We start from the raw sequence: 12080 nt of genomic DNA on the forward strand, positions 1-12080 counted from the left end.
CGCGATTTAACATCCCGTTTCCGTGCGGAACTGCCGGCGGGCGGGCGCGGGCGGGGCGCATAGAAGCGGTTAACCATGCCGCTTTCGCCTTCACCGAAAATAAACGCTGTCCGCGAAATCCCGCGGGTGTTGACGACGTGGTGAATCGAAACGCCCGTTTCGTTTACCAAACCGATGCGGTTTTGATCTTTTATTCACCGCGTGCAGGGCACGCATGAGCCGCGCCCGGGCGCACGAACAGAGTAAGACGAAACAGTACAGAGTACGTCGATGTTCAAGAAAATGTCCCTGGCGCTCGCCGGCGCCTGCTTCCTCGGCGCGGGATTGGACCCGGCCGCAGCCTTCGACGCGGCGGTGCCGCGCGAGCCCACCGTGATCTACGCCCGTCAGCCCGCACAGCCCGCGCCGGTGCGCACGGCATCGAACATGGGCGGCGGCTTCATCGAATTCCTGTTCGGCGACGGGCCTGGGCAGGCGCCTGCCTATCAGCAGCAGCCGGTCTATCAGCAGCAGCCCGCCTATGGCGCGCCGCTGCTGCTGCCGGCGGACCCGCAGCAGCAGAGCATGATCGACCGGCAGCAAGCGATCGATCCGGCGCAGCGGCCGTTCGACCCGAGATACGAGAAGCAGCTCGTCGACTATTCCGGTCACGAGCGCGCCGGCACCATCGTGGTCGATACGCCGAACAAGTTCCTCTATCTGGTGCAGGGTGACGGCAAGGCCTTGCGCTACGGCATCGGCGTCGGACGGCCCGGCTTCACCTGGTCGGGTGTCAAGGCGATCTCCGCCAAGCGCGAATGGCCGGACTGGACGCCGCCGGCTGAAATGCTGGCGCGCCGGCCGGACCTGCCGCGCCACATGGAGGGCGGCCCGCAAAATCCGCTCGGCGCACGCGCGATGTATCTCGGCTCCTCGCTCTACCGCATCCACGGCTCCAACGAGCCCTGGACCATCGGCACCAACGTCTCGTCGGGCTGCATCCGGATGCGCAACGAGGATGTCATCGACCTTTACGGACGCGTCGGCGTCGGCACCAGGGTCATCGTCATCTGATCGCTGCTTTCGCCGCATCAAGCAAAACGGCCGCCTCAAAAGGCGGCCGTCATGCTTTCAGGAACGTGTGTTGTCAGGCGTAGTCGCTGCCGCCGTCGTCACTGTCGAATCCGTCGCCGTCATCGTCGTCGTAATCGTGGTCGGTGTCGGCGGTGTCGAACAGGCCGCTGCGCTGGTCGGCATCAGAGTTCGCGTCGCGCTGGCCCGAGCGGCCGACGTCGTCGATCCCGGCGTCATGCGCCAGCGTGCTGCCGGACTGATCGCTCCAGGGGGTCGATGAGCTCGCGCCGACCCGGCCGGCATCGGCCACGCCCAAATGCGAACCGCCCATCATCGAGCGGATGCCGTTGAGCAGCAGCGAGCCGCCGACCATGCCGGCCGCCGCCGCGGCCGCGGTCCCCAGGAACGAGCCGCCGCCGCCTAACGGCGGCTGCGGGCCGCCATAGCCTTGACCATAGGAGCCTTGACCGTAGGAGCCTTGGCCATAGGCGCCCTGGCCATACTGACCTTGGCCGGGACCCTGACCTTGGCCGTACTGGCCCTGGTCGTAGGGTCCGCCCGCCTGCGACTGCTGCAGCACCTGGCCTGAGTTCCACACCGGGCGGTTTTGCGCCGGCGGCGGAACGTTCGGCACGGAGCCCTTCGACTGGTTGGTCCCGAAGATCGTATCGCGCATCGAATCGAGGAAGCCGCCAGGCTGGCCTTGCTGCGGCGCCTGCGTCTGTTGCAGCGCCTGTTCCAGTTCCTCGATCCTCTGGTTGGCGCGCCTGAGCGCCTCGTCCTGCAACAGTGCGGTCTGCACCAGCGCATAGGCCGCATTCGGCGCTTTTCTCAGGCCTTGCGCGACCGCATTGGCCGCATCCGGATCGCGTGGCGCATCCTCCAGCCTTGCAAGCCGGTCGAAGAGATCGTCAACCAATTGGCGTTCCTGCGGTGTCATGGCGGTTCTCCTCCTGCTCCGTTGCCGAAGTTCGCGAAGCGCGGAAGGAATCTAAGGCGGTTTCGCCACACAGGTAGTGCGGACAGGATTAAATTTTCAGCATGCGGCAAAGAACCGCCGTTTCCTGAACGAATTCAGGCCAATGTAACATTGTTCGCGGCTAGCAGCCGAGCAAAGTCGTCGCTTGCGAGATAGGCGTGCTCGACCTCCCGCACACTCGTGAGTGGGTCGAGGCTGACGAGGATATCGTCGACGAAACCGGGATGGCACATCACGACGCCCCGCTCGGGCAGGCCGTCGAGGAAGGAGCGCATCAGCGCGCCATAGTCCACCTTGCGCGAGTAGTCATAGGCGCCGGCAAAGGCTGGGTTGCAGGCAACGCCGGCACGTGCGGCGCGGCGACGAAATTGCGTGCTGAGATAGTCGAGGAACAACGCCTTGGGCGAAGTGAGCCGCTTGCCGAGCGGCTGGTTGCGGCGGGCCTGCCGCACCCAGGCCTGCGGCGCCTTCTCCTTCACCGCCATCAGAAATCCGTCACGGACCTGCGGATAGAGCTGCGCATGCTGGTGGCCGTCGACGAAATCGGGTGCGCGTCCGAACAGGTCGCGGAAGGCGGCGATCTGCCTTGCGATCTCGGCCGCGATGATTTCGGGATCGAGCCGGTGCAGCTGCCCGGCACGCAATAGTTTTGGAAAGGGCGGGAACATGCCGCCCGCGAGCGGACGAAAATGCATGGTCAGCGGCTGGAACGGCGCCGTCAGCGTCGCATGCAATCCGATCGCGCAGCGCGGGCTTTTTGCCGAGGACGCCAGCAGCGCCGCAGCCTCGTCGCGGCCGATGGCCGGGCCCACCACCATCACCGAGGTGGCGTTGAGACGGCCGCGCTCGATCAGGTCGCGAATGGCGCGGTTGACGCCGGGGCTGATGCCGTAATCGTCGGCGCACAGCCAGATGCGTGCTGGCGGGGCCGGGGGCGCGGACGGCGCGGCGTGGTTCATTCCGCCGCGGTCCGTTCTTCCGCGCCTTCCGCCTGTTCGGTCACGGCGCGCTTCTCGCGATGCTCGGCCACGAAATAGATCGGGCGCGCCTTCAGCTCCGAGAGGATCTTGCCGATATATTCGCCGACGATGCCGATCATGATGAGCTGCACGCCGCCGATCGTCATCAGGCCGACGACCAGCGACGGATAGCCGGGAACCTGCTTTCCTGTCGTGAAGACTTCCCAGAGAATGGACAGGCCGAACAGGAAGGCGCCGCCGGCGAGCACGACGCCGAGCAGGCTCGCGAAGCGCAGCGGCGCCACCGAGAACGAGGTCAGACCCTCGATCGAAAGTCCGAGCAGCCGCGTCGCGTTGAAGGTGGTCGCGCCATGCGCGCGCGGCGCCGGTTCGTAGTCGACGCGGATCTGGCGGAAGCCGATCCAGCTCGCGAGCCCCTTGAAGAAGCGGTTGCGCTCGGGAAGCTGCCGCAGCGCCGCCGCGGCACGCGGCGACAGCAGGCGGAAATCGCCGGCATCTTCCGGAATCTTCTGGCGCGCGCCCCAGTTGATCAGCGCGTAGAAGCCGCGCACCGCGAGCCGCCGCAGGAACGGTTCATTGTCGCGATGCGCCTTGGCGGTGTAGACGACGTCGTAGCCGTCATCGATCCAGTGGCCGACGAGCTGCTCGACGAGCGCGGGCGGATGCTGGCCGTCGCCGTCCATGAACAGCACCGCGCCGCGGCGGGCGTGGTCGAGCCCCGCCATCAGCGCCGCCTCCTTGCCGAAATTGCGCGAGAGCGAGACCACCTGGATGTCGAGCCCGTCGGCCGCGAGGCCCTGGGCGATCGACAGCGTTGCGTCGGTAGAGCCGTCATCGACATAGACGACCTCGCAGGCGAGCCGGTAGCGCTGGCGCAGCGTCCTGGCGAGATCGCTGATCCGCTGATGCAGCGCCGCAAGCCCCGCCGCCTCGTTGTAGACGGGGACGACGACCGACAGCCCGGCGGACGCGGCATTGGCCGCGGTCGTCGTCAGAGCGGAAACGTCGCTTCCCAGCATCATCGATCAGGTTCCTAACCGGTCCCAGAACAGCATATGTTACTCGTCGCTAGCTGTCGCTAGGATGAACGGCGGCGCATTTCACTGCCCCAGGAATGCCTCGAGCCGCGCGAACAGCGGATTTTCCCGGTCCAGCACGTAGTCCAGCGAAGCCACCGAAACCGTGTCGGCGCCGTGGTCGCGCAGGAAGCTGCCGAGGGCGTAGAGCTGCGACGGCGGGCAGTGCAGCGTAAGCATGCCGGAGGAGGTCGGGCCGCCGAACGGCGCCACCACGCCGAAGCGGCTATGCGCTTCGGCCAGCAGTGCGTCGTTGCAGCCGGCGAAGCGAGTGCGGACTTCCTTGTACTTGCTGGCGCGGGCGCGCGCCGCGATGTGGTCGAGGATGACGCGCGCGGTCTCGCGCGCCGCGTCCGACCAGTCGGCCTCGCGCGAGGCCACGAGGTTGGCCTGGCTCTTCAGGATCACGCCGTCGTCGAGCACCTTCAGCCCGTTGGCGGCAAGCGTGGCGCCGGTCGTGGTGATGTCGACGATCAGCTCGGCCGTGCCGGTCGCAGGCGCGCCCTCGGTCGCGCCCGCGCTCTCGACGATGCGGTAGTCGATCACGCCGTGGGAGGCGAAGAAGCTGCGCGTCAGGTTGATGTATTTGGTCGCGACCCGCATGCGGCGGTTATGCTGCTCGCGGAAGCCGGCGGCGACATCGTCGAGGTCGGCCATCGTGCGCACGTCGATCCAGGCTTGCGGCACTGCCACGACGACATTGGCGCTGCCAAAGCCGAGGCTGTCGATCAGCAGCACGCGCCTGTCGGCATCCGCAATGCTCTCGCGCAACAGATCCTCGCCGGTGACGCCGAGATGGACGGCGCCGCGCGCGAGTTGTGAGGCGATCTCGCTCGCCGAGAGGTAGGCGATCTCGACATTGTCGAGCCCCGCGATGGTGCCGCGATATTCGCGTGCGCCGCGCGGCTTCGCCAGCGCAAGGCCGGCGCGGGTGAAGAACGCTTCTGCATTCTCCTGCAGGCGCCCCTTGGAGGGGACGGCCAGAACGAACGGCGTGCTCATGACGCGCTCCCTCGCTTGCGGCCGATCTCGGTCAGGGCCTCGACCCAGACCGAGAAGCCGACGGCGGGGATCGGCGTGGCCGAGCCGAGCTGGGTCATCAGCCCGTCATAGCGGCCGCCGGCGACCAGCGGCTCGGTGCCGTTGCCGCGGCCATGCAGCTCGAATTCGAAGCCGGTGTAGTAGTCGAGCCCGCGGCCGAAGGCGGTGGAGAAGCGCGTGTTGCGCACCTCGACGCCGCGCGCGGCCATGAAGCCGATCCGGCTTTCCAGCTCGTCGATAGCGGCGGTGATGTTGAGGTTTGCGTCGGTGGCGAGCGCGCGCAGTTGGGCGACCGCCTCGTCGGGGTCGCCGGCAATCGAAAGGAAGCGCTTGATGACGGCGCGCGCATCGCGCGGCAGCGCGCCGGCCTTCAGCGTCGACTGTTCGAGGAAGCGGTCGGCGATCTCGTCGACGGTGCGGCCGCCGACATTGGTCGCACCCGCAATCGACATCAGATCGGTAACCAGCGCCAGCGCCGCCTTGCGGTCGCTTCCGGCGAGCGCTGCGAGCACGCCCTCATATTCGTTGCCGCCGGGGGTGGTCGAGAGCGTCAGCCGCTCGATGTCGTCGATCAGGCTGACCTTGCGGTTGAAATCCTTGATCAGCCGGCGCCGCCACACCGGATAGAGCCCGAGCGCATCGATCAGGGTGTTGAACAGCGCGACGTCGCCGGTGCGGATCTCGACGTCGGTGACGCCGAAGGCGCTGGTCGCTTCGAGCGCCAGTGCCAGCATTTCCGCGTCCGCGGCGGCGCGGTCCTGGCGGCCGAAGGATTCGATGCCGGCCTGCAGGAATTCGCTCGGCCGTCCGCCGCGATAGCGGAACACCGGCCCAACGTAGCTGAAGCCCGCGGGCTCGCCGGCGCGCCCGGAGGCGAGATAATCCCGCGCCACGGGAATGGTGAGGTCGGGCCGCAGGCACAGTTCCTCGCCGGTCGCGTCGGTCGTCAGATACAGGCTCTTGCGGATATCCTCGCCCGACAGGTCCAGGAACGGCTCGGCGGGCTGGATGATCGCGGGTTCCGCGCGGGCGTAGCCAGCCTGCGCGAACGACAGCAGCAGGGTATCCGCCCAAGCGGCGGTTCCGGTCCCGTTAACGGCTGTCGTCGGCGTCATTTTGGGTCCAAATCCCCCGAAAACGGGGGGCAAGAGCGGATTTGGCGCTGCCCTTAGCACGGCTCAAGGCGCGTTTCGACAGGGATCGGGCAAGTCGCTTAATGATTGGCACGACTGAGTGCGTTAACGATTTGGTGGGCGTTCGGCCGGCTTGAGTTCCGTCATGGCCAGGACAAGGCCGGGCATGACGAGCTTCGCGCATCAGGCGCTGGCTAGCTCGGGTTGCGCCAGTCGCCCAGCGCCGCCTGCACCAGGGCCAGCGCTGCGACCGCTGCGGTATCGGCGCGCAGGATGCGCGGCCCGAGCGAAAGGATAAGAAGACGCGGCTGCCGCCTCAGGAGCGCGCGCTCCTCCTCGGCAAAGCCGCCTTCGGGCCCGATCAGGACGTCGATGCCCTGGCCGGCCGCAGCAATACCCCGAAGCGCCTCGAGCGGATCGGCGACGTCGGCGGCCTCGTCGCAGAACACCAGCAGGCGGTTGCCGTCGCGTTCGTTCATGAACCTTTCGAGCGGCATCGGCTCGGTCACCGCGGCCAGCGAGAGGATGCCGCATTGCTCGGCCGCCTCGACCGCGTTGGCGCGCATCCGCTCGCCGTTGACCCGCGACACCTGCGTGAAGCGGGTGATGACCGGCTGCAGGCGCGACGCGCCCATTTCCACGGCCTTCTGCACCATGTAATCGAGCCGGGCGTGCTTGAGCGGCGCGAACACATAGGCGAGATCGGGCAGGCGGTCCTGCCCGCGCTCGAACGCGTCGATCACCAGCGTCTCGGGCCGCTTGCGTCCCCTGATCGCGGCGCGCCATTCGCCGTCGCGGCCGTTGAAGACGCGGATCGCATCGCCCTCGGCAAGCCGCAGCACGTTGCCGAGATAATTGCTCTGTTCACGTTCGAGCAAGACCACTTCGCCCATGCGCAAGGGCGCATCGACGAACAGGCGGGGCGCGCGGAAATCAAGCTGGGGCATGGCGGATTCCGATACTTCCGCGCCTGTTTAGCCTAAAGGTTGAGAATCCGGCGCAATTATTGATCAATGGCTGCGGCGGCGCGCCGCGCTGTTGCCCAATTCGCCGGGTTGTTAACCCGCGGCGGGAATCGTAAAACATCCCCAATCGGAATCGCGCTTTCCCTGGGTGGAAGCCATGAGGTGCCGTTGGACCTCGCCGGAGAACTGACTTGATCATTCATCGCCTGATCGTGCCGCTGACCGCAGCCATCGTTGTCGCCTGTACCGGGGCGGCAAGCGCGCAAGGCGCGTTTCCCGCGCCATTGCCGGGGCAGGCCGCGCCGCAGGGCGGATTTCCCGCGCCACTGCCCAGCCAGGCGGGCCGCCCGCCGGCCAGCGACCCGGCCTTCCCGCCGGTCAATGGCGGGGCACCGCAGGCTTCGATCGGCGCGCCGGCGGCGGCCTCGCCGTTCCCGAGCGCTGGTGCCGCCCCGCTCGCCGCAGCGCCTTCCGGGCCGCCTGCGGGCGGAGGGCCGCCCGATGCCTGCATGAAGGGGTTCATGCCGCTGCGTGAAGAGGCCGAAAAGCGCGGCAAGATGATCAAGGCTGCGAGCGACCGACACGCGCCGCCGGCGGAAGCCTGCAAGCTGCTCGGAAACTTCTCCCAGTCCGAAGTCAAGATGATCAAATTTATCGAGGCCAATGCGAGCAAATGCGGTATCCCCGCGCAGGTCGCCGATCAGATGAAGGCCGGCCACAAGAACACCGAGGCGATGCAGAAGAAGGTGTGTGACATCGCGCAGCAGGCGGCCACGCGCGGACCTGCGGGCCCGAGCCTCAGCGAGGTGCTGGGCTCCTCGGCCTCGGTGCCGGAGGCCACGCCCAACGTGCGCAAGGGCGGCTCGACCTTCGATACGCTCAACGGCAACGTCCTGTCGCGATGAGTGGCGCGGCGACCCGCGTTGCCGATGCGACCGGCAACTGGGTCGATACCGTTGCGCCGCCATGGACGCGGCCCTATCTGCGGCTGTGCCGTCTCGACCGTCCGATCGGCTCCTGGCTGTTGCTGATGCCGTGCTGGTGGTCGGTCACGCTCGCCAGCGGGATAGCCGGCGACGTCAGCCACCTCGCGCTCGACATCGCGCTGTTCTTCGTTGGCGCGTTCGCGATGCGCGGGGCCGGGTGCACCTGGAACGACATCACCGACCGCAAGCTCGACGCCATGGTCGAGCGTACGCGCTCGCGGCCGATTCCCGCAGGGCAAGTCAGCGTGGCGCAGGCATTCACTTTCCTTGTCCTGCAGGCGCTGGTCGGGCTTGCCGTGCTGCTGCAGTTCAACCGTTTCGCCGTCTTCACCGGGATCGCGTCGCTCGCCATCGTCGCGATCTATCCGTTCATGAAGCGGATCACCTGGTGGCCGCAGATCGTGCTCGGGCTCGCCTTCTCCTGGGGCGCGCCGATGGGCTTTGCCGTGGTGTTCGGCAGCCTCGATTGGACCGCGGTCGTGCTCTATGCGGGCTCGATCTGCTGGGTGATCGCCTATGACACCATCTATGCCCATCAGGACATCGAGGATGACGCGCTGGTCGGCATCAAGTCGACGGCGCGGCTGTTCGCCGACCGCACGCGCGTGGCCCTGATGCTGTTCTATGCGCTTGCGGTTGTCTTGATCGGGACGTCGCTGTGGCTTGGCGGCACAGGGTTTGCCGCGTGGCTCGGCCTTGCTGCCTTCGCGGTGCATCTGGCCTGGCAGGTGCGCCGTTTCGAGCTCGGCAACGGCCGGCTCAGCCTGAAAATCTTCTGGTCCAACCGCGATGCCGGGCTGTTGTTGTTCGCGGGGCTGCTGGTCGATGCGGTGATACGCGCGGCTTAGCTCCGCACGATCCTGCGCTAATCCCGCGCGATGATCTCGCGCTCGCCGTGATGGACCGCGGTTTCCTTGTTCGCATCGCCGGCGCGCCGCCGGGTTAGGAATTTCGGCCGCCGTGCGCGGATCGCATTGCGGCGGCGCCGCCGCGGCGCAGGCTCGCGGGTCCCGCTGTCCCTGATCTGCGGCAGCGCGAAGATATCGCTCCACGTCTGCCAGGCGGTCGCGATCTCCGTTTCGTCCGCACTCACACAGAGGGGGATCGTCAGCGAGGGATCGCGATGGACCAGCACCAGCATCTGCGCGTCCTCGACGCCGCGCAGCGCGATGCCCTTGAAATCGCTGACGCGAACGTTGACGGCCATCTGCATGCCGCGCACGGCGCGGCGCAGCACGATGCGTTCGCGATGAAGCTCGATCTGGCGCACATTGCCGTCGGCACGGCTGTCATGCGCGTTGAAGCTGACGGGCAAAGAAAGAGGGTCGAGCCGCAATATGCGGCCCGACCCGGCGGGATTGACCCCGCTCGTTTGTGTTTGACGCCTCACGGCTTGTCTCCCCGCCGGGATTATGTTCCCCGGTCGATGCGTGGACCTTAGCCGAGCTCTCGCCGGTTTCCGCTTAAAAAGCCTGGTTAACCCGGCCTCACCGGCGCACATGATTGACAAGACCTTGGCGCGCATGATTGACGGGACCTTGCGGGGAAGCCGAAAATCCGGGCGATCAGGCGCCCGAAAACGCTTGAAGTCCGCGTGAATCGGGCACATCTGGAGGGCTCGCCGGCGCTCGTTCCGCTCGTCCTCAAGGCCAGGAAATTCATTCGTGATCTCTTCACCATCAAGCCGATCTCCGCTTTCGACGAAATCCGTCAACGCCGACCTGTTCGATCAATCCGCGCTGTCGGCGCTGGCCGAGCGCCTGGTCGAGGCGGCAAGGCGCGCAGGCGCCGATGCGGCCGACGCGGTCGCAGTCCGCGGCGTCTCGCACGGCGTCGAGGTGCGCGACGGCCGGGTCGAGGAATCCGAGCGCTCCGAGGGCGACGATGTCGGCTTGCGGGTTCTGGTGGGCAAGCGCCAGGCCGTGGTCTCGACCAATGACGTCAGCGGCGACGGCGTGGCGCGGCTTGCCGAGCGCGCGGTCGCGATGGCGCGCGTCGCGCCCGACGACAAATTTGTCGGTCTTGCCGACCCGGCGCTGCTGGCGCGCGACTTCCCCGACCTCGATCTGCTCGACCCCGACATCCCCTCGACCGCCGAGCTCGAGCGCCGCGCGGTCGAAGCCGAAGCGGCAGCGCTTGCGGTCAACGGCGTTGCCAAGTCGGGCGGCGCCTCGGCATCCGCCGGGATCGGCGGCATGGTTCTCGTCACCAGCGGCGGCTTTCACGGCGCGTACCTGCGTTCGAGCCAGGGCATCTCGACGACCGCGATCTCGGGCGAAGGCACCGCCATGGAGCGCGATTACGACTACACATCGGCGCTGCATGCCGCCGACCTCGATTCGCCCGCCAAGGTCGGCCGCACGGCCGGCGAGCGCGCGGTCGCCCGCGCCAATCCGCGCAAGGTCGAGACCTGCAAGGTGCCTGTTGTCTACGATCCGCGCGTGGCGGGATCGCTGGTCGGCCACCTCGTCGGCGCCATCAACGGCGCCTCGATCGCGCGCAAGACCAGCTTCCTGAAGGATCGCCTCGGCCAGCAGCTCTTTTCCAAGACCATCCGCATCATCGACGATCCCTTGCGCGTGCGCGGGCTGCGCTCGCAGTCGTTCGACGCCGAGGGCGTCAAGGTGAAACGGACTGCGCTCATCGATGGCGGCGTGCTCACGACCTGGCTGCTCGACAGCGCGACCGCGCGTGAGCTCGGCATGGCGACGACGGGTCATGCGCATCGCGGCGTGTCCTCCTCGCCGTCGCCCGGGCCCTACAATCTGCATCTCGAGCCGGGCGAGGCGAGCCCGGAGGAATTGATCGCCGACATCAAGCAGGGTTTCTACGTCACCGACCTGATCGGCTCCGGCGTCAACGGCGTCACCGGCGATTACAGCCGCGGCGCCTCCGGATTCTGGATCGAGAACGGCAGGATCACCTATCCGGTCAGCGAGGTGACCATCGCCGGTCATCTGCTCGACATGTTCAAGTCGCTGGTTCCGGCCAGCGATCTCGAGTTTCGCTACGGCGTCAACGCGCCGACGCTGCGCATCGAAGGACTGACCCTTGGCGGACGCTGAGGTCGACGCCGCATACCACGCGCGCGACGCCGCGCTGCTCAGCGACACGGTGCGCGAAGCCGGCAGCCTGGCGCTGTCGCTGTTCCGCACCGAGCTGAAGAACTGGATCAAGGGGGCTTCCTCGCCGGTATCGGAAGCCGACATCGCGGTGAACGACCTGCTCGAAAGCAGGCTGCGCGCGGCGACGCCGGATTACGGCTGGCTCTCGGAGGAAAGCGCCGACGACGAGACGCGGCTATCCAGGCAATGGGTCTGGATCGTCGATCCGATCGACGGCACGCGCGGCTATCTCGCCGGCCGCGAGGACTGGTGCGTGAGCGCGGCGCTGGTCAAGAACGGCGCGCCGGTGCTGGCGGCGGTATTCGCGCCGGCATCCGGCGAATTCTTCTTTGCCGCGCGCGGGCAGGGCGCCACCCTCAACGGCGCAGCCATTCGCGCAACCGGCGGAACAAATCTGGATTTCCCCCGCATCGCCGGCCCGAAGCCGCTGGTCGAGCGGCTCAAGGCCTCGCCCGGCGAGATCAGCCTGCATCCGCGAATCGCCTCGCTGGCGCTGCGGCTGTGCCGGGTCGCGCAGGGCACCCTCGATGCCGCCTTTGCCGGCGGACAAAGTCGCGACTGGGACCTTGCGGCGGCGAATTTGATCGTGCAGGAAGCGGATGGTAGAATGACCGCACTGTCCGGCGATGCGATCGTCTACAATCGTCGGGAAGTGGCGCACGGGGTGCTGGTGGCAGCGGGACGCGATCGTCATGCGAGCATTGTCTCGCAGTTTCGCGGCCGTCCAACGTCCTGACTGCGC

Annotated in this window: 12 protein-coding genes; 5 read left to right on the plus strand and 7 right to left on the minus strand. The window is 67.3% G+C overall.

All coding sequences use genetic code 11. From position 1 onward, the window contains the following. Nucleotides 1-270: 270 nt before the first annotated feature. Nucleotides 271-1053: a L,D-transpeptidase gene (locus tag QOU61_RS07155; RefSeq protein WP_289657416.1), complete on the plus strand. Its 783-nt coding sequence runs from the start codon at nucleotides 271-273 to the stop codon at nucleotides 1051-1053. A gap of 73 nt (nucleotides 1054-1126) precedes the next feature. Here the strand turns inward: QOU61_RS07155 and QOU61_RS07160 are convergent, their stop codons facing one another. From QOU61_RS07160 to QOU61_RS07185, 6 genes are all read right to left on the minus strand, one after another. Next, on the minus strand, nucleotides 1127-1993 hold the full coding sequence (locus tag QOU61_RS07160) for a DUF2076 domain-containing protein (RefSeq protein ID WP_289657417.1): 867 nt from the start codon (nucleotides 1991-1993) through the stop codon (nucleotides 1127-1129). 134 nt (nucleotides 1994-2127) lie between these two features. Beyond that, complete coding sequence (locus tag QOU61_RS07165; protein WP_289657418.1) at nucleotides 2128-2991, minus strand: ChbG/HpnK family deacetylase; 864 nt, start codon at nucleotides 2989-2991, stop codon at nucleotides 2128-2130. Then, entirely contained in the window at nucleotides 2988-4034 is a 1047-nt protein-coding gene (locus QOU61_RS07170; protein ID WP_289657419.1) for a glycosyltransferase family 2 protein, read from the minus strand. The genes QOU61_RS07165 and QOU61_RS07170 overlap by 4 nt, the downstream gene beginning before the upstream one ends. A gap of 78 nt (nucleotides 4035-4112) precedes the next feature. Beyond that, nucleotides 4113-5090, minus strand: coding sequence for an ATP phosphoribosyltransferase (gene hisG, locus QOU61_RS07175; RefSeq protein WP_289657420.1), 978 nt, complete (start codon nucleotides 5088-5090; stop codon nucleotides 4113-4115). Next, nucleotides 5087-6244: an ATP phosphoribosyltransferase regulatory subunit gene (locus QOU61_RS07180; protein ID WP_289657421.1), complete on the minus strand. Its 1158-nt coding sequence runs from the start codon at nucleotides 6242-6244 to the stop codon at nucleotides 5087-5089. The genes hisG and QOU61_RS07180 overlap by 4 nt, the downstream gene beginning before the upstream one ends. Nucleotides 6245-6456: 212 nt before the next feature. Next, nucleotides 6457-7209: a 16S rRNA (uracil(1498)-N(3))-methyltransferase gene (locus tag QOU61_RS07185; protein WP_289657422.1), complete on the minus strand. Its 753-nt coding sequence runs from the start codon at nucleotides 7207-7209 to the stop codon at nucleotides 6457-6459. 212 nt (nucleotides 7210-7421) lie between these two features. Here QOU61_RS07185 and QOU61_RS07190 point away from each other — a divergent pair, with 212 nt between their 5' ends. Together QOU61_RS07190 and ubiA are read left to right on the plus strand one after the other, a co-directional pair. Beyond that, nucleotides 7422-8132 carry a hypothetical protein gene (locus QOU61_RS07190; RefSeq protein ID WP_289661336.1) on the plus strand — a complete coding sequence of 237 codons (711 nt, stop codon included), beginning with the start codon at nucleotides 7422-7424 and terminating at the stop codon, nucleotides 8130-8132. Next, nucleotides 8129-9061, plus strand: coding sequence for a 4-hydroxybenzoate octaprenyltransferase (gene ubiA / locus QOU61_RS07195; RefSeq protein WP_289657423.1), 933 nt, complete (start codon nucleotides 8129-8131; stop codon nucleotides 9059-9061). The genes QOU61_RS07190 and ubiA overlap by 4 nt, the downstream gene beginning before the upstream one ends. A gap of 17 nt (nucleotides 9062-9078) precedes the next feature. Here the strand turns inward: ubiA and QOU61_RS07200 are convergent, their stop codons facing one another. Then, nucleotides 9079-9603 carry a DUF6101 family protein gene (locus QOU61_RS07200; RefSeq protein WP_289657424.1) on the minus strand — a complete coding sequence of 175 codons (525 nt, stop codon included), beginning with the start codon at nucleotides 9601-9603 and terminating at the stop codon, nucleotides 9079-9081. A 274-nt stretch (nucleotides 9604-9877) separates the two neighbouring features. Here QOU61_RS07200 and QOU61_RS07205 point away from each other — a divergent pair, with 274 nt between their 5' ends. Together QOU61_RS07205 and QOU61_RS07210 are read left to right on the plus strand one after the other, a co-directional pair. After that, entirely contained in the window at nucleotides 9878-11278 is a 1401-nt protein-coding gene (locus QOU61_RS07205) for a TldD/PmbA family protein (RefSeq protein ID WP_289657425.1), read from the plus strand. Beyond that, the gene (locus QOU61_RS07210; protein WP_289657426.1) at nucleotides 11265-12074 is read left to right on the plus strand and encodes a 3'(2'),5'-bisphosphate nucleotidase CysQ; all 810 of its coding nucleotides are present in this window, start codon (nucleotides 11265-11267) and stop codon (nucleotides 12072-12074) included. Before QOU61_RS07205 ends, QOU61_RS07210 begins: the two co-directional genes overlap by 14 nt. Nucleotides 12075-12080 lie beyond the last annotated feature (6 nt).

It is taken from the genome of Bradyrhizobium sp. NP1 (assembly GCF_030378205.1).
GTDB lineage: Bacteria > Pseudomonadota > Alphaproteobacteria > Rhizobiales > Xanthobacteraceae > Bradyrhizobium.